The 25,966-nt window shown below is 47.3% G+C and carries 24 protein-coding genes and 2 pseudogenes; 7 read left to right on the forward strand and 19 right to left on the reverse strand.

Annotated features, from left to right (window positions below):
* Positions 1 to 71: 71 nt before the first annotated feature.
* The 8 genes from ABWV76_RS14185 to ABWV76_RS14220 form a co-directional block, all read right to left on the reverse strand.
* On the reverse strand, positions 72 to 725 hold the full coding sequence (locus tag ABWV76_RS14185; protein WP_020413030.1) for a hypothetical protein: 654 nt from the start codon (positions 723 to 725) through the stop codon (positions 72 to 74).
* A 175-nt stretch (positions 726 to 900) separates the two neighbouring features.
* Entirely contained in the window at positions 901 to 1,272 is a 372-nt protein-coding gene (locus tag ABWV76_RS14190; RefSeq protein WP_353376313.1) for a hypothetical protein, read from the reverse strand.
* A gap of 456 nt (positions 1,273 to 1,728) precedes the next feature.
* Positions 1,729 to 2,187, reverse strand: coding sequence for a hypothetical protein (locus ABWV76_RS14195; protein WP_353376314.1), 459 nt, complete (start codon positions 2,185 to 2,187; stop codon positions 1,729 to 1,731).
* A 218-nt stretch (positions 2,188 to 2,405) separates the two neighbouring features.
* Positions 2,406 to 2,876 carry a DUF3592 domain-containing protein gene (locus ABWV76_RS14200; protein WP_353376315.1) on the reverse strand — a complete coding sequence of 157 codons (471 nt, stop codon included), beginning with the start codon at positions 2,874 to 2,876 and terminating at the stop codon, positions 2,406 to 2,408.
* A gap of 148 nt (positions 2,877 to 3,024) precedes the next feature.
* The gene (locus tag ABWV76_RS14205) at positions 3,025 to 3,357 is read right to left on the reverse strand and encodes a hypothetical protein (RefSeq protein WP_353376316.1); all 333 of its coding nucleotides are present in this window, start codon (positions 3,355 to 3,357) and stop codon (positions 3,025 to 3,027) included.
* Between the two features lie 681 nt (positions 3,358 to 4,038).
* On the reverse strand, positions 4,039 to 4,503 hold the full coding sequence (locus ABWV76_RS14210; RefSeq protein ID WP_353376317.1) for a DUF2489 domain-containing protein: 465 nt from the start codon (positions 4,501 to 4,503) through the stop codon (positions 4,039 to 4,041).
* On the reverse strand, positions 4,503 to 5,432 hold the full coding sequence (locus ABWV76_RS14215; RefSeq protein WP_353376319.1) for an AEC family transporter: 930 nt from the start codon (positions 5,430 to 5,432) through the stop codon (positions 4,503 to 4,505). Before ABWV76_RS14215 ends, ABWV76_RS14210 begins: the two co-directional genes overlap by 1 nt.
* A 6-nt stretch (positions 5,433 to 5,438) precedes the next feature.
* Positions 5,439 to 6,815 carry a DNA recombination protein RmuC gene (locus tag ABWV76_RS14220; protein ID WP_353376320.1) on the reverse strand — a complete coding sequence of 459 codons (1,377 nt, stop codon included), beginning with the start codon at positions 6,813 to 6,815 and terminating at the stop codon, positions 5,439 to 5,441.
* Positions 6,816 to 7,043: 228 nt separating this feature from the next.
* Here ABWV76_RS14220 and murI point away from each other — a divergent pair, with 228 nt between their 5' ends.
* The 3 genes from murI (at position 7,044) to ABWV76_RS14235 (ending at position 14,134) form a co-directional block, all read left to right on the forward strand.
* The gene (gene murI / locus ABWV76_RS14225) at positions 7,044 to 7,877 is read left to right on the forward strand and encodes a glutamate racemase (protein ID WP_353376321.1); all 834 of its coding nucleotides are present in this window, start codon (positions 7,044 to 7,046) and stop codon (positions 7,875 to 7,877) included.
* Positions 7,878 to 7,979: 102 nt separating this feature from the next.
* The gene (locus tag ABWV76_RS14230) at positions 7,980 to 10,679 is read left to right on the forward strand and encodes a PD-(D/E)XK nuclease family protein (RefSeq protein WP_353376322.1); all 2,700 of its coding nucleotides are present in this window, start codon (positions 7,980 to 7,982) and stop codon (positions 10,677 to 10,679) included.
* Positions 10,676 to 14,134: a UvrD-helicase domain-containing protein gene (locus tag ABWV76_RS14235; protein WP_353376323.1), complete on the forward strand. Its 3,459-nt coding sequence runs from the start codon at positions 10,676 to 10,678 to the stop codon at positions 14,132 to 14,134. The genes ABWV76_RS14230 and ABWV76_RS14235 overlap by 4 nt, the downstream gene beginning before the upstream one ends.
* A 173-nt stretch (positions 14,135 to 14,307) precedes the next feature.
* On the opposite strand, the gene ABWV76_RS14240 is transcribed toward ABWV76_RS14235, so the two are convergent.
* Both ABWV76_RS14240 and ABWV76_RS14245 read right to left on the reverse strand, forming a co-directional pair.
* The gene (locus ABWV76_RS14240; protein WP_353376324.1) at positions 14,308 to 14,757 is read right to left on the reverse strand and encodes an abscisic acid-deficient protein Aba4 family protein; all 450 of its coding nucleotides are present in this window, start codon (positions 14,755 to 14,757) and stop codon (positions 14,308 to 14,310) included.
* Positions 14,758 to 14,796: 39 nt separating this feature from the next.
* Positions 14,797 to 15,324 carry a thioesterase family protein gene (locus ABWV76_RS14245; RefSeq protein WP_353376325.1) on the reverse strand — a complete coding sequence of 176 codons (528 nt, stop codon included), beginning with the start codon at positions 15,322 to 15,324 and terminating at the stop codon, positions 14,797 to 14,799.
* A gap of 131 nt (positions 15,325 to 15,455) precedes the next feature.
* On the opposite strand from ABWV76_RS14245, the gene ABWV76_RS14250 reads away from it, so the two are divergent.
* Positions 15,456 to 15,848, forward strand: coding sequence for a winged helix-turn-helix transcriptional regulator (locus ABWV76_RS14250; RefSeq protein WP_353376326.1), 393 nt, complete (start codon positions 15,456 to 15,458; stop codon positions 15,846 to 15,848).
* Positions 15,849 to 16,529: 681 nt separating this feature from the next.
* Positions 16,530 to 16,718: a carbon storage regulator CsrA gene (gene csrA / locus ABWV76_RS14255; protein WP_353376327.1), complete on the forward strand. Its 189-nt coding sequence runs from the start codon at positions 16,530 to 16,532 to the stop codon at positions 16,716 to 16,718.
* A gap of 544 nt (positions 16,719 to 17,262) precedes the next feature.
* Here the strand turns inward: csrA and ABWV76_RS14265 are convergent.
* The 6 genes and pseudogenes from ABWV76_RS14265 to ABWV76_RS14290 all read right to left on the reverse strand — a co-directional run bounded on the left by ABWV76_RS14265 (position 17,263) and on the right by ABWV76_RS14290 (position 22,456).
* A pseudogene (locus tag ABWV76_RS14265) lies at positions 17,263 to 17,721 on the reverse strand (IS3 family transposase).
* A gap of 678 nt (positions 17,722 to 18,399) precedes the next feature.
* Positions 18,400 to 18,993: a ribosome-inactivating family protein gene (locus ABWV76_RS14270; protein ID WP_353376328.1), complete on the reverse strand. Its 594-nt coding sequence runs from the start codon at positions 18,991 to 18,993 to the stop codon at positions 18,400 to 18,402.
* Between the two features lie 934 nt (positions 18,994 to 19,927).
* Positions 19,928 to 20,251, reverse strand: a complete 324-nt coding sequence (locus ABWV76_RS14275) for a hypothetical protein (RefSeq protein ID WP_353376329.1) — start codon at positions 20,249 to 20,251, stop codon at positions 19,928 to 19,930.
* A 566-nt stretch (positions 20,252 to 20,817) separates the two neighbouring features.
* Complete coding sequence (locus ABWV76_RS14280) at positions 20,818 to 21,333, reverse strand: YcxB family protein (protein WP_353376330.1); 516 nt, start codon at positions 21,331 to 21,333, stop codon at positions 20,818 to 20,820.
* Positions 21,334 to 21,812: 479 nt separating this feature from the next.
* On the reverse strand, positions 21,813 to 22,022 hold the full coding sequence (locus tag ABWV76_RS14285) for a hypothetical protein (protein ID WP_353376331.1): 210 nt from the start codon (positions 22,020 to 22,022) through the stop codon (positions 21,813 to 21,815).
* On the reverse strand, positions 22,022 to 22,456 hold the full coding sequence (locus ABWV76_RS14290; RefSeq protein ID WP_353376332.1) for a hypothetical protein: 435 nt from the start codon (positions 22,454 to 22,456) through the stop codon (positions 22,022 to 22,024). The genes ABWV76_RS14285 and ABWV76_RS14290 overlap by 1 nt, the downstream gene beginning before the upstream one ends.
* Before the next feature lie 109 nt (positions 22,457 to 22,565).
* On the opposite strand from ABWV76_RS14290, the gene ABWV76_RS22030 reads away from it, so the two are divergent.
* Together ABWV76_RS22030 and ABWV76_RS14295 are read left to right on the forward strand one after the other, a co-directional pair.
* On the forward strand, positions 22,566 to 22,880 hold the full coding sequence (locus ABWV76_RS22030; protein WP_502914807.1) for a carbon storage regulator: 315 nt from the start codon (positions 22,566 to 22,568) through the stop codon (positions 22,878 to 22,880).
* Positions 22,881 to 23,093: 213 nt separating this feature from the next.
* Positions 23,094 to 23,312, forward strand: a pseudogene (locus tag ABWV76_RS14295) (IS481 family transposase); the annotation flags it as partial.
* A 138-nt stretch (positions 23,313 to 23,450) separates the two neighbouring features.
* Here ABWV76_RS14295 and ABWV76_RS14300 read toward each other — a convergent pair.
* The 3 genes from ABWV76_RS14300 to ABWV76_RS14310 all read right to left on the reverse strand — a co-directional run bounded on the left by ABWV76_RS14300 (position 23,451) and on the right by ABWV76_RS14310 (position 25,554).
* Positions 23,451 to 23,834 (reverse strand): hypothetical protein, encoded by a 384-nt coding sequence (locus ABWV76_RS14300; RefSeq protein ID WP_353376333.1) that lies wholly within the window; start codon positions 23,832 to 23,834, stop codon positions 23,451 to 23,453.
* A 796-nt stretch (positions 23,835 to 24,630) separates the two neighbouring features.
* A complete protein-coding gene (locus tag ABWV76_RS14305) occupies positions 24,631 to 25,020 on the reverse strand; it encodes a GFA family protein (RefSeq protein WP_353376334.1) in 390 nt (129 codons plus the stop codon).
* Between the two features lie 90 nt (positions 25,021 to 25,110).
* Complete coding sequence (locus ABWV76_RS14310) at positions 25,111 to 25,554, reverse strand: hypothetical protein (RefSeq protein ID WP_353376335.1); 444 nt, start codon at positions 25,552 to 25,554, stop codon at positions 25,111 to 25,113.
* Between the last annotated feature and the right edge of the window lie 412 nt (positions 25,555 to 25,966).

Genomic DNA, 25,966 nt, shown 5'->3' on the forward strand with positions numbered 1-25,966 from the left:
TTGATGAAGCCCAATCCCAAGATCAGTAGAGCACTAAACTAATGGCATTATGAGTCAACAGTACTCTCTGGTTAGGCGGGCAAGTCTATGCGCGGTATCGCCCAACGCACAACCCCCGCAACCCAAATAAATCCAATAAGACCTCCAAGATAAACATTCATAGTTCCACCTGGGGCTATAAAGCCACTGTATCCGAATACAGTGATAGTTTCGATTGCCTGCTCAAGAAAGAAAATAACACTGAGCGACTTAAGCCAGCGTGGGACCTCAACAGATGTGCCAGGCCCTATAGCTAAAAACGCTACCGCCATCGCTGTTGTTGACCCATTCACCAGAGGCCCCCAATAAGAAGATATGCCGAAGATTGTGCGAGCAACTGCTGGCTCCAGCCCTTCTGGATGAAGTGCTAACCCCGCCCATAGCCAAGCTTGAACCTGCGCTGTGATGGCAAATCCAAGCACGCCTGCAAGAAAAATATACCGACTCGGTTTCGGTAACAATGTAGAAATCTGCCCACCAAAGATGGCGAGGCCAAGTGAGAAAAAAGCCGCTGTCCAAGCATAAAACCGGGCGCTCAGTTCGTTAATTGAAAACCAATGAACAATCTGCTCGCCACTTGAATCGATAGTTGGATACGAACTGCCTAGTGCGACAAAACCGGCCACATAAAATGCAGCAGTCATCAGAATATTTATTAATAAAATTCGTGATGGTTTTATGCTCATACGAGGCAAACCTTTATGTAGCTTTCAGCACCACTTAATGTAGACCTAGGTGGTTGGTATTTCACATCTCTATCTGAACTTGCCAGGGTATCCCGATATTAGAAATACTAAGCAAACAGCTGTAGCTAAGCACAAGAAACTCTCCCTCGGGGAAGGACAACTACAGCTTAAAATATCAAGATTCTCCGGGAAGATGAATCTCTTTCAAGCTTAAGCCACAAGGTTCGCAGGTAGCGACATAGCTAAACTTAAAGTTAACAAACTTTCCAAAGAATACGTATACTTTATGCCCAATACGGTAATACCAGTACCCAACTACTAATAGGCTTGGCAGCCCAACAAAGACTATTTGAGTCATACCTTCAAAAGCAAATACTTCCTCTAAGAAAGATTCAGGATATAGGATTATAATACATAAGTATGTCATGAAGCCTATAGGGGCCATTAAAGCGACAGACAAAAAAATAAAACCGATTAGATCTTCACCTGCAACCCAAAGCTTGATCTTAGACTTTCCTCTTTTTCCACATCTATCACAAATATACATTCTCAGTAGTTACCTATAATATAGCCTAATAGAAGATGCACCCTAAACTGGGGTTGTCACCTTCCAAATTTTTACGCACCCAAAGATTACATCTTTCACCATTTTAAAGTGTCCATGATATCTTCTAGAAATGCTTATCTTTGGCCATTCTGCCGTCGAGCAAGCCAAAGTCTACGAAAACAAGAAAAATGTGCGACTCCTCATCTCACTTTAATACTTCAATACCTCAATGCTTGGATGAAATGTAGCCATGAAGAAGAGCCCCTAAGCGGAGACACTAGTCGAATTACCAGGAGACTTAACTCTAGTGATTATATTGTAACTGCTGAGTAGTCAGGTACTTGATCATGAAGTAAATATTAAGCGTTTTCTCTTAAGTTAAGCTCAGCAGTCAAGGCAAGCTAAATTAATAAAGTCCGGTGAAGACTGCTAGCTAAGACATACTACAACCCTTTATCAGCATGTCGCATGGGCCTGCAAATCCTCATTATATTTTTCAATTCGTCTGGATGCAGCAGCTATCCCATTTTCGTACTTATTGATATCCCCCTTCTGCTCACCCCACTCTTTCAAATTAGCTATACGCTGCTCCTCGCGATCAATCAGCGCTGTAATTGCTGCTACCTTTGCTGTTTTCAACTGTTCTTCGATACTTTTATTTATAATTTCTATTTGTTTAGACTGTTGATCAAGAGCAGTTAAAGTATACTTTTCAAACTGATCATTTTGCTTCTGTTGCAACACCATAGAATAAATTGCTAAGGCCAGAGCAAAGCTAGAAAACAGAGATGAGATAGCACCAAAACTTTCTCCAAAGTTACTCGCCTGATCCAGGCTCTCAAAACCATAAAATGCAATGATCCCTGAAATAACCCACAACACGATCGATATGAATATCAAAATTCCCAGCCTCATACTCCCTCCCTAGATTAATGCTAAAGCTAAAAGCAATACTATGCATTCAATGCATTGGCTTATTAAGCCAACCGCTTATCCTTCTATACGTTTAATTAATGTATAAACTCCACTCAGGCTTAAACCATTCATGACGAAAACGATATTCATAAAACTTCAAATAGAGAAGCTTTTCCTCTACAGCATCATATTACACCATTTATACTAACAATACGTTACTAGCGTGTCACTGCCGCAGTCACCAACCATCCATAGCCGAATACAGCCAAACTATAAATAACTAAAAGTACTGGAATCACAACTGCAGACAACTTACTGAACCGTTCCATTTCTATAAATGCATTTTTTGGGGAGCTGGGCATTACACGCACCGCCACGCTTCCCCCCTCTTTATATCGACTCAATAGATCATGCTCGATATTGTTATTTTTAAACAATTGGGGGGACCTGAGTAGTGGAGTATCTGAACTATACTTGACGCCCTTGTACTCATACTCAAACTCGATTTGTGCCTCGTATACCCTTTGCCCCTCCGCATTCGTAAAATTTTTTAATTTTGAGGTTGTTATTTTTGCATCAACTACAGGGAGAGAATTCCATTTTTTCTTTACTCTTTGATAAACAAAGGTTTGACCAAACCCCAAACTTACGATTATCACAAGCCCAATATACTTCAAAATTCCAAACATCGTATTTTCTCATAAGATAACTTAATCCCCATTAAAGAGGCTATCCATACTACTCATATATCATGCAAACTGAGAGCACAGAAATCAAACAAAGCGCAAGGTGTTCTGGCCGGAGCTGCACTATCTATCTTTATTATGTCAATTTACTTTATGGAGCCACCCTATAAATACCAGGCCCATTGATTAATACGCCATTAGATAACATGTACACAAAAACCACCACAGATAAAACTACTACAGCCCAATGAAATATGACAGCTAAACTTATATATTTTGAAAAATAGCTCATACTATTTTCTGAGCCCGCCACTGCAGCAGCAAATGGCAAGAGTACAATTACTGCAAGCCCTGCCAGGAAAAAATAAGAGAGGTATCCCTCATAGTAGTAGGGAAACCATGACTCATAAAATGCCGAAAACGTAAGAAAATATGCAGCAACCGCAAAAAAGAGCGAGACAAAGTATATTAATAATTTCTTCAATTTAGACACCAAAACTTTTAACGTATGCGCAAAGCTTCAAAGGAAAGTCAATCAGCTTATTTAAGTGTGCTAACGACTTGACGTAGCATCAAGTTTCTTACTTTCTTGTTTAGAGCATTTTGTTGCTACTTAAGGATAAGCCCTGTTAACAAGTTCACATTCAGGCCAATATGACGGACGCTCCGATAGCGATCAAAAACGCGATCCAGTACCAAGCTCCAGCCCCCTCAAGATGATCAAGCAGCTTGAATACACCTAACGCGGTGACAAATGAAATTACGGTGCCAATGAGTACATTCAAATGGAAACCACCAAAAATAAAGTTCAACGAAAGTACACCGGCACCCCAAAAATTGCCGAATAAAGCTAATTTGATGAACGTGCGAAGTATGTCAGCACAGCGATAAGCAGGACTACTTTTAAAATCACTTACTAATTCTCACTGAATACTGCAGTAGAGTCAGTAAATTTTGATTGCATTTTGCGCAAAAATGGGATCAATAAGTTCCGCGCAAATGCAGTATGCATAAAAAATAAATTTTAAGGCGGGTTAGCACCTACAAAGTAACCTTTGCAAAAAGCTAGAAATAAAAGAATTAAACTCTCCAAACAACGGGCAGATTACTACCCGTTGATTAACAAATACAGAGCTATCCTAGCCAATCATCTGGCTACCCAACTTCAAAAAGTACGGCCAAGGATACGTTTAGCGGCATCTATCGCAAAGTCTTTATAATCTGCCTCTATTTGTGCCATTTCTAACTCATATTGAAATTGTTCTTTACGCGGCAATGCCTTCCAGTCTTTTAGAATTGGGATATGACTGGTTTTCTCTGCGATGGTATAAAAAGCAACAAACTCTTCACGTACTTTGTCTTCCACCTGAAGCGCATCCAGAAGAACGCGAATACGAATCGAAGCTTCGGTAAGCCCTACTCCATCATCCAACAAGGTACGGGCAATTATCTGGATGCTGTCGTTTACTCTTTGGCGCTGATCTTCGGCAGCTTGCTCCAGCTCCGCCAGTTGTTCGGCCTGTTTCTTTTGCGCTACTGATAGTTTGCGCAGATAGTAGCCAGCCACAATAGCGAGAGCAAAAATGATTACTGCTGCAAGAATAAGCAACCAGGTTGGGAAAACGGTCATCAAAAGTACACCTTAAGCAATGCCAGCCCGATACTGGCAGTAACAACAGAAAGCAATGTGCTGAGCCCCACAATATTCGCCGTAAGCTGGCTGTTCCCGCCCATCGCATGGGCCATTACAAAGGCCGAGATTGCACAGGGAGCACCCGTCATCAGGATCAAATATCCCAAGTACTCAGGGCTCATACCCAATGCCAAACCAATCAACAGGCAGACAATCGGAGCAACAACCAGTTTAAGTAATGAGGCCGCCAGCGCCGTAGGGGAACTGCGCATCAGTGTTCGCATTTTCATGCTGGCACCAATACAAATAAGCCCCAATGGCAAGCCCACAGATGCAAGATACTGAATGGTATCGTGCAGCACCTCCGGCAACCTTACAGCCAACAAACGGCACACAATGGCTGCAATGACACCGAGGATAAGAGGGTTCTTGACCAGCTCCCACAGCATCACCCGCCAGCCAAATTTTCTGTCCTTATTGTAAAGCACGAAAAGAGCGACGGCGATAACATTAAACTGAATCGTAAGAGCCGCTACCAACCCTGCGGAATTGGAAACACCCTCGCTTCCGTAGGCTTTTTCGATCCAGGCAAGGCCGACAATCGCCACATTTCCACGAAAAGCCCCCTGGATAAAAGCGCTGCGATCCATTGGCAATACCGGCCGCGCCAGCAACCATGCCAAAGGGAGCATCACAAAAGTGCCGAGAACCCCTGCTACAAGCAGGTCTATTTCTTGCGCGGGGTTGGCATCCGAGGAATAGATATTAATAAAAAGCAGTGCCGGCAAGGCTACATGGAAAACAAGCCTGGAGGCATCATCAATAAAGCTGTCTCGTACTATCCCTTTATACTTGAGCAGGTATCCGCCAATAATCATCAGGAAAATCGGCCCTGTGACTGATAGCGCGAATACAAGATTTTCCATAAAAAATTATTCTTCCGTGGCGGCTTCCTCAGCCTGTGGCAATCCCTTTACCTCAGGCTGATCCGCTCGTTCCCTTAAGTCCGCAGAGATCTGTTTACGGGTTTTAGCACCCAGCTTACGCAAGCTATCAATCCGCTTCACCGCATTACCACGCCCTGTCGCCAGTCGTTTGTAGGTCTGCTGGTAAGCGTCATCCGCTTGGCGCAGGCGATCACCTAGAACATCCAATGACTCCAGCACCATAGCAAACTGATCGTGCAGCTTGCCGGCCTCGTCGGCGATTTTTTCCGCGTTCTTGTTTTGTTTCTCGTAGCGCCAGATATTCTCGACGGTGCGCAGGGTCGCCATCAGGCTGGTGGGGCTCACCAGGACAATTTGCTTCTCATACGCGAAACGGAACAGGTCCGGGTCCGCCTGCATCGCCAACATATACGCAGCCTCAATAGGCACGAAAATAAAGACGAAATCCAGGGTGCGCACACCCTCTAGCTGCTCGTAGGCTTTCTTGTTAAGGCCGGTAATATGGGCGCGCAGGGAATTCACATGCTGTTTCAGGGCTTGGGTGCGCTCCTCATCGGTTTCCGCCGAGCTGTAGCGCTCGTAGTCCACCAGGGAGACCTTGGAATCGATAATCAGGTCTTTGTTTTCCGGCAGGCGCACAATCACATCCGGCTGGCGCCTGCGGCCATCGCTCGTCAGCGTTACCTGGGTTTCGTACTCGCGACCCTTCTGCAAGCCGGACTCCTCCAGCAAGCGCTCCAGCACTACTTCACCCCAGTTACCCTGGATCTTGCGATCTCCTTTCAGGGCCGAAGTCAGGTTCAGGGCCTCATCACTGATGCGCTGGGTTTGCTCGCGCAACGCTTTAATCTGCCCCAGCAGGCTGTTGCGCTCAGCATTTTCGCGATCGTAGACATGCTCCACCCGCTTGCGGAAATCCCCCAGCTGACGCTCTAGCGGATCGAGACTTTTGCGCAGGCTGTCTTCACTGCGGCGCACGAAGCTCTGCTGCTTCTCTTCAAAAATCCGGTTGGCCAAATTCTCGAACTGCTCACCCATGGCAATACGCATTTGCTCCATCAGCTTGCGCTGCTCTGCCAGGGCCGCCTCCCCTTTCTCTACCAGCACTTGGCTTCGCGTGAGTTGTTGCAGCTTGTCCGCCAGCTCGGTACGCAGGGATTCCACATCAACTCCAAGTTGGGATTCCCGCTCGCGGCTGCTATCGATCCGCGCCTGAGCCACCTGTAAAGCGGCTTGGCTCTGCAATAAAGCGCGGCGGCTACTGGCTCGCGCCAACCAAAACACCAAGCCCAACAGAAACAAGATGGCAACAGCCGCCATCACCGCATGATCGGCATTCAATTGCAGCGGGAACGCTGGCATAGAGTGGTACTCCCAGACCCGGAAAGAGATGGATAAATCAGGATTTTGCCAGGGGCCTATCCCCAATGGCTTGCCTAGATAGAGGCGAAACCACCATTCTACCAGTTTGACTATGGAAAGTGCGTCCGCCAGAGGATGCTATTGCTCCCTGATACCTGCAATGGGAATTTTCGTGGAGTTTTGAGGTATTCTTGGAGGATTGGTTTCGATGTTGGAACTCCAGAACGCATGCACAAACACAGCGCCCACCCAGATAGCCCAGCCCCCAGCGCCCTGATTTTTGATTCCGGCGTGGGCGCCATCAGCATTGCGCGGGAGATCCGCCGCCTGATGCCGGGCCTGACCTTACACCTGGGTGTGGACAACGGCTTTTACCCTTACGGCAACAAAAGCGAAGAGGAGCTGCGCCCGCGGATCGTCCAGCAGGCTCAGGCCATGATGGAACACTGCGGGGCCGATATTTTAGTGGTGGGCTGCAACACCGCCAGCACCCTGGCCTTGCCCCAACTGCGCGAATCCCTACAGAAACCCGTAGTGGGCGTTGTGCCCGCTGTGAAACCCGCCGCTGCCGCCAGCCGTTCCCGCACTATTGCCCTGATTGCCACCGAAGGTACCGTCAATCGCCGCTACACCCGCGAGCTGATCGAGCAATTTGCCAACGGCAACCGGGTAATTAATGTGCCCGCACCGGAGTTGGTGCATCTGGCGGAAAGCAAACTGCGCGGCGAAGCCATCACCGCGGAGGATTTGGAGCCGGTCTTGCACCGCGTATTCCACACCGCCGGCGGTGACCAAGTGGATATTGCCGTATTGGCCTGCACCCACTTTCCCCTGCTGCGGGAAGAACTGGACCAGTTCGCCCCCCGCTCAATCCAATGGCTGGATTCCGGCGAAGCCATCGCCCGGCGCGTACGCTGGTGGCTGGAAGAACTCGGGCTGATGCTGACGGATACCCCAAACACTGGCCGCCTGATCACCAGCACTGTGGACTTAACCGGCAATATCGAACAGGCCTTCCGCGAGTTCGCCCCAGTTGCCGAACCCCTCGCACCTAACCCCTAACAACAAGCCATTACATGATGAGAACCGCGCAACAGAGTTGACAGCTCCGTCACAAACCGCGACCGTTCCCCGAATAACAAGCCCTAACCGGTACCCGAATTCATGCTGAAGCCGGCATTTCCCGCTCTCGAAATATTTGCGCAGCTGCCTCCCGGAGGACTGCTGCTCACCCCCAACAACCGTTTGCGCAACCGCTGCCAACAGGTGTTTGCCGCGCAGCAGTCGCCCGGTGCCTGCTGGATGCCGCCGCCGGTGGAATCCCTGCGCAGCTGGCTGGACAAGCTCTGGTTCCAACTGCAACAGCGCAACTGGCAGCCCGCCTTGCAGCAGGTATTGAATCGCGAGCAACGGCAATTGCTCTGGCAGCGCGCCTTGGATGAATCCCTGGACCGGCAACTGCTCAACAGCCAACAACTGTGCCGAGATGCCGATAGCGCCCTGGCGCAGCTGCTCCAATGGCAGCTGATCTCCGACCTCTCGCAAATAGATGAAGCGCTAACTCCCCTACTGGAGCAGTTCGCACTCTCTATGCGCAGCGACGAGCTGCCGCTGTGCGCCATGATCAAGGCCTTTGCCACTGAACTTCAGGCCCACAGCGCCATCACGCCAGACCAGCGCGATCAATTGATCCTGCGCACATTCCAAGAAGGCATTCTGGAACCCGTCGCGCAAATTGATACCGCCGGCTTTGCCCAGATTTCGCCCCTCGCCAATGCCCTGATTCACGCAAGTGCAACAGCCGTTAATGAAAGGCCGGGACTTACCCAGCAGAGTGAATTATCCGTAGCCGCCTGCGCCGATTTGGATGAAGAGCTCTATCAGGCAGCCCTATGGGCCGGGCAGAAACTCGCTGAAAACCCCAGCCACAGCGTCGGCATAGTGGTGAACAATCTGGGCCAGTGCCGCGCCCAGGTGGAAGCGGTATTTTCCCGCGTGCTCGAACCCCAATACCTGGACCCGCAGCAACTGCGCTACACACTGCCGTTTAACTTCTCCGCCGGTACGCCCCTGGCACAGACACCGGTCGGCAGCGCCGCCTTACAATTGCTATCGCTACTGCAAGACGAATGGGATTACCCTCAATTGCAAAATATCCTGTTCAGCCCCTTCTGGGGTGACGACAGTGAAACCTGGCTGCGCAGCGCCCTGTTCCGCCGCCTACAAAAACTGGAACTGCGCCGTATCGACGGCGCAACCCTGCGCTACTGGGCCGAACGCACCGCAGAAGTCCTCCACTTGGAATCACCACAACTGCCCCGCCAGCTGGAACAAATGGCCGAACGCGCCCGGCGCTGGCAGCGAGCGCCCGCTGAAATTTGGGCCGCGCGCTTTTCCGAAACACTTAGCGCATTAAATTGGCCCGGCAGCCGCAACCCGGACAGCCAGGAATACCAGCAGCTGATGCAGTGGGAATCCATCCTGGAAGAGTTCGCCGCACTCAGTGCCTGCGGTGGCAACCTTACCCTTACCCAGGCCCTGCAATTGCTGCGTCAGATTGCCAGCCGCACCCCCTTCCAGGCGGAAACCCGCGATGGCCCCCTGCAAATTCTCGGGGTACTGGAAGCTGGCGGCCTCGCCTTCGATCACCTGCGCCTGGTCGGCTTCGGCCAACAACAATGGCCGCCGGCACCGGCGCCCAATCCGCTGCTGCCAATTCAATGGCAAAAACACTGGAAGATGCCCCGCGCCAGTGCCGAGCGGGAATTGGAACTGGCCCGCGAACTCACCGCCGACCTGCAGAATGCCAGTGGCGATATCGTCGTGAGTTACACCTGCGAAGAAGATGGTGTGCAGCAGGGCCTGAGCAGCTTGTTTGAAAGCCCGCAACAAGCCCAGCACTTTGCCGAAGGCGCCCTGCACAATCACTACAGCCAACTGGCGCAAGCCTGTCAGCTGGAAAAAATCGAAGACAAAAAGCTACCGCCACTCACCCCCGCCGAATGCGAACGGGTGCGCGGCGGTGCCTCGGTGCTCAAGGCCCAGGCCCTGTCCCCATTAAATGCGCAGTTGCGCTTCCGCCTCGGCGCCAGCAGTTTTACCCAACCGGATATCGGCCTCGGCCCCGCCGAGCGCGGCAATGTGGTGCACCAGGTGCTGGCGGAATTCTGGCAACAGTGCGGCACCCTCGCACAACTGCAAGCCATGGACGACGAGCAACGCCAAGCGCAAATCGAGCGCGCGGTAGAACGCTCCCTCGGCAGTGTGCGCAAAAAATACAATCACCTGCCTATTGGATTTTGGGCCATGGAAAAGCAGCGCCTGGAGCGCCTGCTGCAACAATGGCTGTCCATCGAACTGGACAGGCCCAATTTCTCCGTAGAAAAAGTGGAATGGGAACAGGCCGTGGAAATCGGCGGACTGCACTTTAACCTGCGCCTGGACCGACTGGACCAACTCGCCAGCGGCGAGCAACTGGTAATCGATTACAAAACCGGCATCCCCAGTATTCGCGACTGGCTTACCCAGCGTATCCGCGAACCCCAGCTGCCGCTCTACGCCCTATTCCAACCGGACGCCCACGCCATCGCCTTCGGACAGGTGCGCAACGGCGACTGCAAATGGAATGGCTGCGGAGACCTGGAGCACCCCATCACTGGCATTAAAGCCGTGGGCGATACGGAAAAAGAATCCCCCTACGGCACCTGGAGCAATCTGGTGGAGCACTGGCGCTACAGCCTGGAATCCCTCGCCACCGAATATCGCAGTGGTGTAGCCACCCTCGCCTTTGATCGCCCCACCGATAACAACAGTGAACTCTGGCCCCTAAACCGCTGGCCGGAAAGGGAGCAAATAACCGAATGAACGAAGTCGTGACCACTCCCGCCCTGCGCCGCCCCATCGATGCCGACGCCCGTAGCCAAGCCCTGGATATCAGCCGCAGCTTTGCCGTATCTGCCCCGGCGGGCTCCGGTAAAACCGGCCTGCTCACCCAGCGCGTATTAAAGTTGCTCGCCGCCTGCCAGCAACCGGAAGAAGTGCTGGCCATTACCTTCACCCGCAAAGCCGCCGGTGAAATGCGCGAGCGCCTGATCGACGCCCTGCACAGCGCCCGCGACCAAGCCCGGCCAGACAACCCCCACGATGCCATCACCTGGGATTTAGCCCGCGCCCTGCTGGAGCGGGATCGCGAACTGGAATGGGAACTGCTGCAAACTCCCCAGCGCCTACGCATTCAAACCATCGATGGCCTCTGCCGCAGCCTCGCCAGCCAACTGCCGATCGAAAGCGGCCTGGGCGCACCGGGTGAACCCCTGGAGCGCACCCAAATCGCCTTCGAACTGGCCGTGGTGAACCTGCTCAAACACCTCGATGGCGAAACCCCAGACACAGACCTACAGCAACTACTGCTCCACCTGGACAACGACCTGGGCCAGCTCAATAAGCTGCTGCGTATTTTGTTGGACAAACGCGAGCAATGGCTCAGCCCACTTTTGAGCGTTAACTTCGACGGCGCCCAGGATTATTTCCATTTTGTTATCGACGAACTGGTGGCAGAAAAGCTGCAAGACCTCACCACAGCCCTCGGGAGTTACGCCGGGGAACTGCTGGAGCTGGCCAGTTATGCCGGCAGCAACTTACAAAAGGAAAACCCCAGCCACAGCCTGTGCCTCTTCGCCGAACTGGACGATTTCCCCAGCACAGACAGCAGCGGCCTGCCCGCCTGGCTCGCCCTCGGCAGCCTGCTCCTCACCACCACCGGTGATCTGCGCAAAGGCGGCGGCATCAATAAAAAACTCGGCTTTGGCCTGCCGGATAAAAAAGATCCCGAGCGCCCCATCGCCGAAGAATACAAACAGCGCATGAAAGACCTGCTGGCGGAACTGGCCGGCAACGAACCGCTGCTCTCCGCCCTGCGGGAAGTGGGCAAACTCCCCAGCGGACTGCAACAGAGCCAATGGCAACTGCTGCAAGGGCTCGCCCAGGTACTGCCCAAGTTGGTCGCAGAATTAAAACTGGTATTCCAGCAGCTGGGCGCCACCGACTATACGGAAGTGGCCCAAGCCGCATTGATCGCCCTGGGCGATAGCGACAACCCCACAGACCTGGCCCTAAAACTGGACCTGCAAACCCAGCATATTCTGGTGGATGAGTTCCAGGACACCTCCCACACCCAGCTACAACTGCTGGAAAAACTCACTGCCGGCTGGCAGCAGGGAGACGGCCGCACCTTATTTATTGTCGGCGACGGCATGCAATCCTGTTACGGCTTCCGCAATGCCAACGTGGGTATTTTCCTGGATGCGCGCGAACGCGGTATCGGTGAAGTGCCCCTGGAAGCCCTCGACCTAAAAGTTAATTTCCGCTCCGAAAGCGCGGTGGTGAACTGGGTTAACGAGACTTTCCAAAGGGCCTTTCCGCAAGCGGACAATATCGGTCGCGGCGCTGTGCGCTATCTGCAATCCGAAGCGTTTAAAGGCAGCAAATGGGCCGAACCCTCGGTAAATTTCTACGGCTGCATCGATGATGAAGACCGCAACCGCGAAGCCACCCAAGCGGTTGAACTGGTGCAGCAATTACAAGCGCAAGATCCAGAGAGCCGCATCGCCATTCTGGTGCGCAAGAAAAAACACCTGCAAAAGATTCTGCCGGCCCTAAGCGCCGCCAATATCGCCTTCCAGGCCCCAGAGCTGGCGCCACTCGCCAGTAAAATGGTGGTACTGGATTTACTCAGCCTCACCCGTGCCCTGCTCGACCCCAGCGACCGAATCAGCTGGCTGGCCGTACTCCGCGCCCCCTGGTGCGGACTGCAACTGCCAGACCTCTACACCCTGGCCAACTGGGGCAATGGGGATATCACCGTAACCGATACCAGCGCACGCCCACTATTAATGGCCTTGCAGGAAGTAGACGATATCGCCCTGCTCAGCGACGAAGGGCGCACGCGCCTGGCCCAAGTGGCCCCCAAACTGCTGCACGCCTGGCAACAGCGCGGCCGCAAACTCCTGCGCACCTGGATTGAAGGCCTCTGGCTGGAACTGGGCGGCCCCGCCACCGTTGCGCAAAAATCTGATCTGAATAATGTGCAGGATTTTCTGCAATTATTAGAAGCCTTCGATACCGGCGGCGCCATTACCGACTGGCAACAATTCACCCTGGCCCTGGAACAGCTCTACGCCCGCCCCGCCCAAGATGCCAAAGTGCAGGTGATGACCATTCACAAATCCAAAGGGCTGGAGTTCGAACACGTACTGATCCCAGGCCTGGATCAGGGCGGAAAACCCGGCAGCGACCAACTGCTGCGCTGGAGCGAATGGCTCAACCGCGAAGGTGAAAGCCGCTTCCTCCTCGCCCCCAAAAATGAACGCGGCGGCCGCGACCCGGTATTTGAATACCTGAAGCACGACAACAGCGAACGCGAACGTCTGGAAGGCACCCGCCTGTTGTATGTAGGCTGCACCCGCGCCATCCGCTCACTACACCTTTTGGCCTGCATCAACCGGGATGAAAAAAAGGGCCACCTAAAAGCCCCCGGCAGCGCCGCCCTACTCGCAGGTATCTGGCCCAGTGTTTTACATCACCAGGAAGGCGACTGGTGCCACTGGCTGGAAGCGGAAGAACCCCTACTCAACCAGGACGAAGCCAGCAGAGATCACGACTACCTACTGCGCCTGCCCGACCAATGGCAACCCCAAGCCATGCCCCGGCAAGAATGGCTGGCCCAATACCGCATGCCAGACTACCAACCCAAAACAGAGGAAGAAGACAATATTCCCGAGCTGGGCCAGGTAGCCCTGCGCTGGCTCAAACACGCCGGCACCGTAGCCCACGAAACCCTCGCCACCATTGCCGAGACCAACATTAACGACTGGACACCCAGCAAACTGGAAGCCCAACGCCCCCTATGGCAACTGCGCCTGAAACAATTGGGGCTATCCGCCACCAGCCTGGACCGTGCTGCCGAGAAAGTGGAGATCGCCGTACGCAACAGCCTCAACTGCCCCACCGGCCGTTGGCTATTGGATGGCTCACTAAGAGAATCCGCCTGCGAACTGGAACTCCACAGCGGCAGCCGACAGTTACGGCGCTCTATTGTGGACCGTACCTTTATCGATAACGAAGGCACCCGTTGGATTGTCGATTACAAAACGGCTGAGCCCAGTGGTGAGGAAAGCCAGGAAGAGTTTATTGCGGCTCAGCTAGAGCAGTATCGGGATCAGTTGGAGAATTACCGCAAGCTCTTTTATGCGCGGGGGGAGCGGAATATTCGGTGTGCTTTGTATTTTCCGTTGATGCAGAGGTTGGTGGAGTTGGATTAGAGCGGAGTGAGCATAGTGCCAGGCCCAAATCACCCGTTTTAAGAGAGTATCCAGTGTTAAAAATTCAGAGCCGCATTTCGAGGCGGTCTGAAACTGAGAAGTTTTGTATAAGATAAATTGTGACATCCACCAGCTGGGCTAAGTTAGGCATAAAGAACATCATACAAAAGCGCTTATATATTAAATACACTTACATGTACCAGCCTTAGCATTAAATATGCTACCAGACCTGCTGGACCGAGCATTAAGGTCAACAATAAGATCGGTAGTATCAACCAATAGGAAATGGAAAGCTGCTGAGAATCCAGCAAAATATGTAACCCGACCAACAGATCAAAAGCTAAAAAGTGAAACCAACCCACTACCACTGTTCGTGGGTTGGTAAACATCGCCATAATGCCCTCTAAATTGAAAAAATCTTTATAACTCACTTGATAAGCTAATTCCCCTTCATATTTCTTTCCAAATAGAGTCAAGTATAGATAAGCACTACTAACAATGATTACAATGAACCACACCAATGTTTGTGTCCACTTCCAGAGTGGTAAAAAAAACAAAAGCAACCAACCCACTCGCACTAGTTTTGCTTGAAGTGAGTAAATTCTTCTAAGCTTCTGATTCACTCCCCCCTCCAAAAAGCAGCGTAGACTCAAAGGTTCTTGCTAAATTTCAGATACAAGCGCTTGCTCCGCTTTAATCCAGTTTTCAATTGCCAATGTCAATGGCATCTCCTCTCGATGCATACCTAGCTTTTCATCAGCTATTTTTTGCTCCACTAATCCACGTCTTGATAAAAAACCACATTTTGTATAACCAATTGCAGCTATCGAACCATCCTTTTTTTCAAATTTAAATTTCATATAACTCCATTTGTCATCCCAACAATCCATTTCAAAATGAATATTGTATTTTTCAAATGGCGATAGTTGTTTTCTATAACTGATCAAGGAACCTGCTGCTACAGGTTTCCAACCGAGCTTTACTGCCTTTTTCAATATTCCCGCTCGTAAACCAGCCTCTACAATCAATAAATCTACGAGCGTAGAATAGCGTCCGTTATTTAGGTGCCCATTAATATCAATATCATTGGGCAAAACCCTCATTATTCTAACCAATTTGCTAGAAGCGTCTATCTTTGGAAGAAAAAAGCCCCTCACAAAGGCAACGATCAGACGAAGATATAAATTCATTTAAAGTACCCGGTCACTTTCAAATTAAAAGTGACTATACAGATTCCCGCTCAGCCAGGCAATAGGAACTTTCAAATTAAAAGTGACGATGATATATTGATCACTGATGTATCAGATAAATTGAATCCAAGATGCCCAAAGTTAAAGACCCTAAACGCCGCTCAAACTGCCCTCTCGCATGCACACTTGAACTGTTTGGCGATAAGTGGATCTTGCTTATTGTCCGGGATCTTATCTACCACGATACACGTACATTTAAGGAGCTAGAGCAGTCTTGGGAACATATCCCCGTAAGTACCCTCGCTGACCGACTCAAAAAGCTTGAGTCGATGGATCTTATCAATAAGAAACCCTATCAAAATCGGCCTATTCGCTATCAATACCAGTTGACTGACAAGGGATTAACACTAATTCCCATACTTAAGGCAATGACCACCTGGGGGCAAGAGCATATTGAATCAACGATTACTGTTTTAAAAATAGAAAATGGAAAGGAAGTTTTTGTTCCGCCGGAAACTGTTTAGTAATGCTCATGCGAACAATAGATGACTAGTCTTTAAACTGCCCGCGATTAACAAAAAGTAGTTACCAGTAAATTATGCTCGATTTATTTCAAGCTAGGCCACTTGCTTAGTCTGCACCTGGATTAGTTGGTCAACTTTAGCTCCCCGCTCAATCGACAGCAGGGCCTTTCTAAATATATAAAAGGGAATTTAGGCGCCCAAATTGTCTTATTGAAATTTATTAAGTTTTTTTTCGTATAAAAGCTGCGTAAAATCGATAAACATCTATCAGCATTGTGGGCCGAGGATAAATAAGCTTCTAAGAGGCCCTCATATTAGAGATACGCCAAGAATTTTCTAAATGATTTACTCCCTTAACAGGAGAACGACAGCGTGAAGTAAGAATAGAGAAAAGGCGCTGACCCAAGGTGCTGCAACACCAGGGGCCAGCTAACCAAATTGATAACGACAGTATCAAGATGGCTATATGCATACTACGCTAGAAACCCGCTCGTCTTCAATAAAGTGGAGCACAATCATCAGCTTGGAGCAATTCCCCAAGCTATGGGACCCTAGCGTCCGCCTTTTCCTATTCTGCGCCCACCGCCCCCGCGCCCCCCCTCACTTCCACCAAGTATCACTTACCAAGCTTCCCCACCAAGGAATGCCCACCCACAGCTTGAGTATCGGTAGGAAGAAAACATGTTGATCCTAAAGCGCCGAACAGGCGAGAACCTAAGAATTGGAACCAATGTCTCAGTCACAGTGCTGGAAGTGAAAGGAAATCAAGTAAAGATAGGCATCCGCGCTCCTAAATCCCTTTCCGTTCATCGAGAAGAGATCTATGTACGCATTAAAAATAGACACAAAACAAGCAGCCGGAGGTGCTGAGGACGCACTTTCCGAGGGGGGAGGCCATTTAGCCTCCTAACCCTTGAACTACAATTAGTGAATCTCTAAAGCAGGTTGTAATAGAACTAAGAGCAGCGTACCAGCACTGTAGCTATCCAATGAACAAACACTTTAATTGTGTTAGGAAGTAGCCGCCCCTGACCACTCTGCTAAATGATCAAAGTGGCACTTAAAAGGTTAAGAGCCACGTTCGGGGAGAACGTATAGAAAACGATATAGTTATCTATGAAAGCCATAGTCTCTTGTTAAACATTACCACAATAGCTTAATTGTAGTAATGAGGGAGAGAAATACTACTACCCACAAAATAGCTGGGATTGCTACAGCAGAAAGTTCAAAATCTTTACCCGAAACTTTATATTGTGGTCAAGTCTAACCGGACACTTCGTTAAGCACTTTTCTAAAATTCGATGGGAATAACATCTCCCAATCTTGTATGTATTCGGCGTAAGTTGTAGTAAGTGATATAAGCTCTTACATCTGTTATTACATGCTCCCTTGTTCGATAGAAATTCCCCGTTAACTATTCGCGCTTCAGGCTGCTAAAAAATCGCTCAGCCGGCGCATTATCCAAATAATTCCCTTTACTACACATTGAGCACACCATTCCATGCTGTTCCAACAGTAATTGGTAGGTATGGTTAGCATACTTACTACCCCTATCGGAATGATGCATCAGGCCTTTTGGTGGTCGACGAAGATGAATCTCCATCATCAACGCACGACTCATCAGTGCAGTTTCCATCTAGCGGTCCAGGTGCCAGCCAACAATCCGACGTGAATAGAGGTCGATAACGACCGCTAGGTACAACCAGCCTTGTATGGTCCAGATGTATGTGATATCCGTAGTCCAAACTTGATTTTTAGCGGTCGCTGAGAAATTCCGGTTCAAAAGAATCTCTGCGACGGGTAGCTGGTGTTTACTGTTTTTTGTCAGTGTAAAACGCTTCTTGCGTTTCAGTATTAAACCTAGTCGTTTCATTAACTTGCGAACTCAATAGCGCCCAATGTCAAAGCCTTCTTTACGTAGTAGTTTCACTAGGCGACGACTTCCATAGCTCTGACGAGACTCTATAAGTAAGGCCTTCAACAATGGTATAGTTGCCATTCTTAGCTGTCCACCGAGCTGTCACTACGACGACACCAATCGTAATAGCCACTCTTGCTGACCTGCATCACAAGAAAAAACAACCTCACTGGACAGCTACTTTGCTGTGCCTTAATGAAGCCGTACTTTATTTCATTTATTTCGCAAAGAAGGCGCTGGCCTTTTTTAGGATTTCTTTCTCGATGCGCAGCTTCTTATTTTCTCGTCGCAACCGATCAAGTTCAGCACGCTCACCAGCATCCAACCTTACTCCGCTTCCACCTGTTCCTTAATCCGGCGTCGGAGGTTACCTGCGGTGGCTCCGACAGCTTCTGCGGCCTTAGAGATCGAATACCCCTGCTAGAGACTAGCGCCACGGCATCTTTCTTGAATTCCGGCTCGTAATGCCGACATTTTCCTTTTGTTGTCATGCTTCACCTCGCTTGGTAGTTTCATCATCTTAGCGAAGTGTCCGGAAGGATTAGACCACTACAAACTCTTCTCTCCAATGTATAGATATCTACCTTCTTCGCGAGTAGAATTTCCAACACAAAGCATATAACGTAAAGGGCATTACAAATAATCGTAATGTCGACAGCTCACCTTAGCAAGGGCATGGCCACTGAGATTCTGCCACTCATTTGCCCAATCCAAGATCTCTTGAGGAGACACCTTAGCTGTAGTAATGCTATCATCAAAGAACTTCACAAAGAAAATATTAATCGCAACTTCTTGAAAAAATCTAATAGATTCGCTAACTAGTGCGCACATTATTGCAAATGCTCTGCGTACATTATATCTATCTTTACCGTCACAATAATTTATAAGATTTTCAAAGTGAGATTTAAATGTAGAGATATTGAATGGTTCAACAGATTTAAATTGCAAGTTAAAATAGCTCCCTGAGTCTGAAAAAAACTCTTTCCCTTGAGCCTGAGGGATATTGCAGTCTTTTGTATAAAATGTGCCATTTTTATTTTCAAATCCTACTAAATATAGATCCTTTGGCCGCATAATTAGCCTTAGCTCACCATACCCCCTAATCTCCACATCTACATGAATAATGGACTCTTTTCGATTCGCCTTATTCTTAAGATCTGTAATCATCCTAAACACATTTCCAAGATAGCTATATTTATGGTCAAGCCTTATCTTATACTCTTTCATCAGTAAATCTCCGTAATTTTTTGAAGTAGAGGTAAGCGCGTGAAAATATCATAGACACACCCTTAAGAAAAATTCATATAATTACAGAAGCTTACGGCTCATCGTAATGGCCTAACCCTTCAAGACATATTGAAATTAAGAGGATCTCAATAATCTTACCTTCAATAGAGGTTTTCAACTTACTCAGCATAAAATGATTCATTAAAGTCCATCTTTTAAGATTTTGAATAACTGGTAAAATTAGAGTTTATAAAAAAGCGATTCTGGACACCAATCAAATAAGGCACTAACCAATAAAGATTGCTTACCAGTCTTCGCCACCAAAGCCAGAAATTCTGGACATCCACCAAATAGAGTGGCGAGCACGGCAGCAGAAGCTAGATTAGAAAATTGGCATTGGCCCTACAAAAATAATTTAAATTCAACAGATTATAGTGAAACACCAACTCAGGAAGACTAGCCTCTCCTTCCCAATTCTGCGCCAGTCGGGACGCTCCCCACACGAGAGGCATTACTTGCCAAGCGCCCTCAATAAGGGATACTGACCCACTGCTTGTATACCACTAAGAAGCAAATAGGTTGACCATAAAGCACCGAACCGGCAAAAGCCTTCAAACTAGAACAAGCGTTCTTGTTGCTGTATTGGAAGTGAAAAACAGGTATCCTCGCCCCCAAATCACTCTTAGCCCATCGTAAAGAGAACCATGTGCGTATCGAAAGGTAAGCAATGGGAGCAGATTCTCCAAAGAAGGAGCCTGCAATAGAATCCCTATCTTTTTCGAGACCATCCTCTATCAGATAGGGATGTATCAAGTTCTGAAAATAGCACTAACGTCTCCATCAGTCGGAGCTTGCTTTGTAGATTTTTCGTATGAAGATTGGAGCGTAGCGACCGTGTGAAATATATACAAAGCTCTGCCTGATTATACATTTACTAATGCTCTTCAATAGGATATTGGCTGGCACCGTGGTTACCTATATTTGGAGCACTATTTTTAAATTGAAACAACTCTTCTCTAGAGCCCTTTTCCGCATACAAACTGACCGTAAACCTGTTTGCATACTCACATGAGCGAAGATCGACCTCCGTACCGGCTGCTATGCTAACACCTTGAGCCGTGACATCCTGACTCAAAACATAAACGGAGGGGTTGGAACAGAGCAGGTCATAACTTGGAGAATTTGCCCACCAACCCAGGAAAAAGCCTGTGATGACCAGTGCCGTTGTCATTAACAAACCTTTAAGAACTTTTTTCACGATCTATCTCGATAAAATATATAACTCTCACAGAGAGGCGAAGAGTCCAGAACATCATACTTCCCCCTATTAAATGTTGACATTCGCGAGACAGTATCAAGGAAAAACAACTCTGGACACCCAGCACATAGAGTACCTAGCAGTGTAACAGTAGCCAGGCTAGAAAATTGGCACAGAAACTATATAAAAAGATTTAACTTCAACAAGCTATAGTTAAACACCAAGTCAGGATGGCTGGCAACCACACTTCCGTATTCTGCCCCACGGCGATCGTTCCCCACCCGCAGAGCACTCCTTACCAAACTCCCCCAACAGGGATACCCACTCACGCCTTAAGAATCAGCAGGAAGCGAGCATATCTCAGAATTAAATGGATCAAGTATCTCTCCCCCCCCTGAAAATTCAGAAGCAAATATTCCTAATACTTTTATCCGGACACAGATACCCTAACCTATTATTCGGCTCATAATCTATACTTCTTCACATGATCAGTTGTTAGACGGCAAATAGTATTTTTCTTAAAAAGGCCAGATACCACATTCTGGCCTAAATGTATCTTGGGTGTATTATGTATGCATTTTTAATGTATCTAAAAGATCATCTTTAAAATCAATTTGCTCTAATGATTCAGCTGTAAAAATCAAAGCTAATGCTTGATCTATAAAAACATAAATTGCCCCATTAACTTCCTCTACCTGCTCAACCACTGCCCAACTATAGAAACTATGGCCATGTTGACAAGTTTCTTTAATACCCCCTGGAGTAATCTCATACTCTTTAGAGCCTAATATTATTCCATCTTTGTTTGGTGTAAAGCACTCGCCTATTTTTACAGCCAACAGCCTACTAAGAGCAACATAAAAAAGAAACGCAAGTGATATTACCATAACTAATATGAACGGACTCAGCTCAATTTTCCCAGTCTTAAACTGAACACAAGACATAAAAATTAAACCGATAGCCAACCAAACAACTAGGCTCTTAAGCATTGATATCCATGTATGAGATTTTAAACGGCTACATACCACATAATCACAAAAATCATTATGATCAGCTTTAGAGGTTACTACTTTAAGTTTCAAACGAATCTCCACAATCTACATAATATATAAAGGTCAATCTACCTTAAACTCAAGCACACATTCTTTGAACATACAGCGAAAGCTAATCACACCACTTCATTTCTACTACCTGAGGCGACTTTCTGCATTAAGAAATCTTCTGAACGTATATACCATTACGGTAATATAAAGGGCAATTACTATTGCCATGGCGGAAATATCATAGACGTTTATCACCCAGCTTTCTGGGTGTTGATCTCCTTGTATCAATAGCGTAGTAGTTAGAAATAACACTAACAGCAGCAGTATAAATACAGCAGTTATCAATAGAAGTTTGCATGCCAGGAGTATAAATCTCTTCATAAAATAAAAACCCAGGTTAGGCAATTGAGGGCAGATGCAACCTGTACCTATATTTGTCTAAATAATTAGCTCAATACGTCTTTCCTGCATAAGGGAGGCCTTAACTACTTTAACCTTTTTACTTTATGTCCTGACCTTCAGACTGAGGTTAAAGTGGGGCCCTTATTCTCCCACTCGTCAATCATTCTTTCGGTCAGCGCCCTCAAACGTCCCATGTACAGAATATCTTCTTGAAGCTCTTCAGCTTCTTCATCATCACATTCGTTAATATTAACATCACACAATTTTTCTTCATAGCAAGCAAGGGCTTCTCGTATGTAGTTCAAATCTTTGTAGTTATAAGACATCACTTAACTCTCATATATTTTTTTAAGGCGGCAAGCTTTTCAAAATACTCAGAAACAGGCATGTCGATTTCCGCTTCAATCGAGTAGTGGGTATTGCCTTCTGCATCGGGAAACATATCTTTTGCAATAAACAATCCTGATTCCAATCTCGCATCTTTGGTAATTATCCACCAAGCATCCTTTCCCTCTCTAAATGGAACTTTGCTACTGATACCATCAAAAAGTGATACCCCACCCGATTTAGCCAAAATATACGGCTCTGAAGAGCCTGGCATCCGATAGGATACGATATCGTTTCGTTTGGGCCTCTCTTCGCCCGCTCTCTTGTTTTTCACCATCATTGGCCGATGGTCCTCACGATACCTAACCTTATCGATTTGCGGATTATCAAGCTTTCCTTTCCTAAGCACCACATCCACATCAAATCTCTTCATACAGACTTGATTGGCAAGTTTGTGTGATTTTGCGTGCCCTAGGCATCATCCCGTGTAAAGCCCAAAACGTTTAGATTTGTTTACTCACTCCATAAGTTTCAATCCGATATTGGTAAGCGATATTACTTCAATACTTAACGACGAGCCACAACCACTTGTAACCCCATTCCTCTTTGCCATTGGAGTCTATAGCGTCCAATTAGGTAACTCAGTAGCTTGGAGCGAATCCCCAATTTCCGAGTGCCTAGCCCCCCGCCTTTTACTGATCACGTCCACCACACCGAACCGACGAAAACTAAAAATTGGGACGTTCGTCTACACAATAGTGCTAGAAGTGAAAGTCAATCAAGTAAAGATAGGTATCCACGCCCCCAGCCCCCTCGTCCACGGGAAAGAGATCTATACGCGTATCAAAAGAGAATAAAAAGCAAGCACTGAAAGGCGGTGGGAACAGATTTACAATGGAGGGGCCCCCACCCAAACCTCCCCCTCTCTTTCATCATCATAGTAGCACCTTTGAGCGCACACCATCTCTAAGATGGGTAATGTCGCAACCCTATATTTATCTTCACATGTATCAGAAAGCAACTCCCCACCCTCTATAACTGAAAAATCAAAAATCGCTGGCATGATCAGCTGTGAACGATTCCATAAAACAATTTTTTAGAAGTTCTACCAACCATCGTTACGTCGCAAGATTTATGGATCTGTAGAGGGGCTTCAAAAGGATCAAGACGAATGGCTCGTATATTACAATAATGATCGGACCCATCAGGGTAAGAAGTGTTGCGGTCGCACTTCGATGGCAACACTTGAAGATGGAAAAGGCACCTGGAAGGAAAAACTCGTAAACTGAATTTGACCTGACCGAACATCTTCTGAAAAACCGGTAACTGTCAGATCAAGTCTGAACTACTACATCTAATCCTTCCGAGCACTTCGTTTGTTAGTTTTACTCTCTTATAGAAGAGTCCGGAAGTTATAGACCACTATACTATGGAGCTGACAACCATATTCGGTCAATCTTCAAATACCCCCCCTGAAGCCCCCTCATTTGTATAGTTACATCGCGCCCAGAGGCTTGGGCAGCCAAAGCTGTTGAATAGAACATGTTGGCGAACTCAGGGTTTTCATCGGCAGCGAAAGCAGCAGCAAAGTCATATACTGCACTTAGTCCAGCGCTTTCTGGAATATTTAGCGCTACAGGTGTATCAAAATATAACAATATAAGATTATCTTTATTCACATAGATACGTTCGACTTTGCCTATGTATTGGCAATACACATCACTCCCTGAGTGGCAAGTTGGCGTCCCTGCCTGAACACCACCAACAAACATCAAAGCCATTACTGTTATAAGTACACTAAAACTCTTCACTTTATCCCTCTACATTTAACAATCAATTTATACGAAACCTTAACATATTCCCCAGAATTAAGCTCAAACCTAATCAAAAACCAAAGCTCTTAAAGAAGCAAAGAGGTTATTATAGGAGCCACCGCCTCCATCCCATATACAAATACTCTAGCGGTGTCAGAGTCTTGATTTCCTTCACTATCCGTCACTAACAGTGCAACACTGTACTCTCTTTGTCTCGAATAAGTATGATTAACAGATTTGTAAGCGATCTTACCAGATCGTAGGTGAGGCTTGTATTAGAGAACTGGGATAGCACCGCTGAATGCCAAGCCATGGAAGGCTTTAAGGGTTGTGTCATCAACGGATAAATATGACTGCTTAACAGACGTCCGTCTTCTTGCGGACAGCGCAGTATATCATGCGGCTGTGGCCACACCAACTCTCTCAAGTTGGATGTTCCAGGATAACAGTGCCTCATAATCTTCAACGGATTGGCAGTGAGGAATCTGTTTAAGCACCTCCACATAATACCTCATGAGTAATTCCTTTTTATTTCTGAATCGTAAGGGACATAACAGTAAATTCAAAAGCAGCACCTATATATCATTCTTTTCTATAATTCCAAAGCCCTTCAGCCCGAAGATACAGAGGATCAAGATATCTTTAGTTGGCACAAGTGTTCAAAGAAAGATATAGATCAATATATCTATATATCTGTAGTTTCCCTGCCCTATATCTTTTGAGGAAAGAGTAGTGTTACTGCGGGTTTCTCTGAATATTCTGCGCAACCCTCGCAACAAACCTAACCACCTTGCTAGGTCCACCATTTTTCACTAATTTCTTCCCAAACTGCTTTTGAATCCAAAAACAAATGCTGCTTTACTTTTAGCCTCTCAAAGCCAGTGTCAAGCAAGCTTACAGGAACGTACATAGCCTTATCATCGTTCTTCCCAGGTAAGGATGATCCACATTCTGAGCAAAAATTTGTTTGCCAATCATGATTTGGCTTTATCCATTTTTTTATATGGTCTTGGCCAGAAGCCCACTCAAAACTTTCATTAGGAATCACCGTTACGGATATTCCGCCTCCGCCTGTAGCTTTACGACAAATAGAGCAATGACATATATATACATCTTCGGGGATTACGCTAATTCTGAAATTTACGGCTCCGCAATTGCAAGAACCTTCTGCTAATTCATTCAACTTTATATCCTCTAAATTTCACACACATAGCATGAGTAAAGCTAAAACGTAGCGTTTACTTTCTCGCCATGCCTAAGCTTATCAAGCTCCTTACCTTGCCGCATACTTTAGCTCTATCGTATCTGTGTATATTGATTTGAAATTCTCAGCCATAGCTGAATTTATCCCTATTAATATTGTGGCACTACTGTCCCAGCAGGCTATTTCAAAAATAGCTTTTTCTAACTGGGGTTTTGGTTCAGAGGCATTCCAGTAATTAGGGTTTCCATCAACGTACGGTGGTTCAGCAACCGCAAATCGGGTGCCGATAGGAAAAGCGCTGAATACAGCCCAAATGAACTGGACATCATTGCTAGTTATTGTTTTTTCTAGCTCAACCCCAGAGTGCCAACCCTCTGATATAGGCAAATCGTTTGTTTCTATATCGCTGACAAACCAATCATAGTCATGGCATGAAATTTTGAGGGCAGAGAAAACTTCCTTTATGTTCGTGAAGAACTTTACTTGATCTGTTCCTTCAAGAATAAGATTCATACGCCTTAAAAGTTAACTGTCAATTTAAAAGTAACATCTATATATCACGCTTCTCGACAACTCTAAAGCTCGTCAGCCCAACAAGATAAAAATCAGTAGTTCAAATCAACTCACTGAGCTACAGCTGCCTAGGATTCACATTTTTTATTCTATACACTGCCTCCGTACCTCGCCTTTGCTATTTATCATTTACCAAGCTTCCACATCAAGGAATGATCCGACCCACAAGCGTGAGTTTTACTGTAAACAAGCATGTTCACGATAAAACACTTAACAGGTGAAAAACTAAGAATTGAGACAATCGTCTCGATTGCAGTACTGAAAGAGAAAGGTGATCAAGTAAAGGTGGGCATTCACTCCACCAGTTGAGGGATCAATGCCTACACTAAAAGCGAACAAAAATTAGGCAATG

This window comes from Microbulbifer sp. NBRC 101763 (assembly GCF_040371615.1).
GTDB classification, from domain to species: domain Bacteria; phylum Pseudomonadota; class Gammaproteobacteria; order Pseudomonadales; family Cellvibrionaceae; genus Microbulbifer; species Microbulbifer variabilis.

Excerpts from the sequence above, each read along its gene's own strand:
- ABWV76_RS14230 (WP_353376322.1), top strand. The coding sequence starts at position 7,980 with ATGCTGAAGCCGGCATTTCCCGCTCTCGAAATATTTGCGCAGCTGCCT.
- ABWV76_RS14250 (WP_353376326.1), top strand. The coding sequence starts at position 15,456 with ATGCCCAAAGTTAAAGACCCTAAACGCCGCTCAAACTGCCCTCTCGCA.
- ABWV76_RS14220 (WP_353376320.1), bottom strand. The coding sequence starts at position 6,815 with ATGCCAGCGTTCCCGCTGCAATTGAATGCCGATCATGCGGTGATGGCG.
- ABWV76_RS14190 (WP_353376313.1), bottom strand. The coding sequence starts at position 1,272 with ATGTATATTTGTGATAGATGTGGAAAAAGAGGAAAGTCTAAGATCAAG.
- ABWV76_RS14290 (WP_353376332.1), bottom strand. The coding sequence starts at position 22,456 with ATGAAGAGATTTGATGTGGATGTGGTGCTTAGGAAAGGAAAGCTTGAT.
- ABWV76_RS14210 (WP_353376317.1), bottom strand. The coding sequence starts at position 4,503 with ATGACCGTTTTCCCAACCTGGTTGCTTATTCTTGCAGCAGTAATCATT.
- murI (WP_353376321.1), top strand. The coding sequence starts at position 7,044 with ATGCACAAACACAGCGCCCACCCAGATAGCCCAGCCCCCAGCGCCCTG.
- ABWV76_RS14245 (WP_353376325.1), bottom strand. The coding sequence starts at position 15,324 with ATGAATTTATATCTTCGTCTGATCGTTGCCTTTGTGAGGGGCTTTTTT.
- ABWV76_RS14285 (WP_353376331.1), bottom strand. The coding sequence starts at position 22,022 with ATGTCTTATAACTACAAAGATTTGAACTACATACGAGAAGCCCTTGCT.
- csrA (WP_353376327.1), top strand. The coding sequence starts at position 16,530 with ATGTTGATCCTAAAGCGCCGAACAGGCGAGAACCTAAGAATTGGAACC.
- ABWV76_RS14310 (WP_353376335.1), bottom strand. The coding sequence starts at position 25,554 with ATGAATCTTATTCTTGAAGGAACAGATCAAGTAAAGTTCTTCACGAAC.
- ABWV76_RS14235 (WP_353376323.1), top strand. The coding sequence starts at position 10,676 with ATGAACGAAGTCGTGACCACTCCCGCCCTGCGCCGCCCCATCGATGCC.
- ABWV76_RS14185 (WP_020413030.1), bottom strand. The coding sequence starts at position 725 with ATGAGCATAAAACCATCACGAATTTTATTAATAAATATTCTGATGACT.
- ABWV76_RS14215 (WP_353376319.1), bottom strand. The coding sequence starts at position 5,432 with ATGGAAAATCTTGTATTCGCGCTATCAGTCACAGGGCCGATTTTCCTG.
- ABWV76_RS14270 (WP_353376328.1), bottom strand. The coding sequence starts at position 18,993 with ATGAAAGAGTATAAGATAAGGCTTGACCATAAATATAGCTATCTTGGA.
- ABWV76_RS14200 (WP_353376315.1), bottom strand. The coding sequence starts at position 2,876 with ATGTTTGGAATTTTGAAGTATATTGGGCTTGTGATAATCGTAAGTTTG.
- ABWV76_RS14195 (WP_353376314.1), bottom strand. The coding sequence starts at position 2,187 with ATGAGGCTGGGAATTTTGATATTCATATCGATCGTGTTGTGGGTTATT.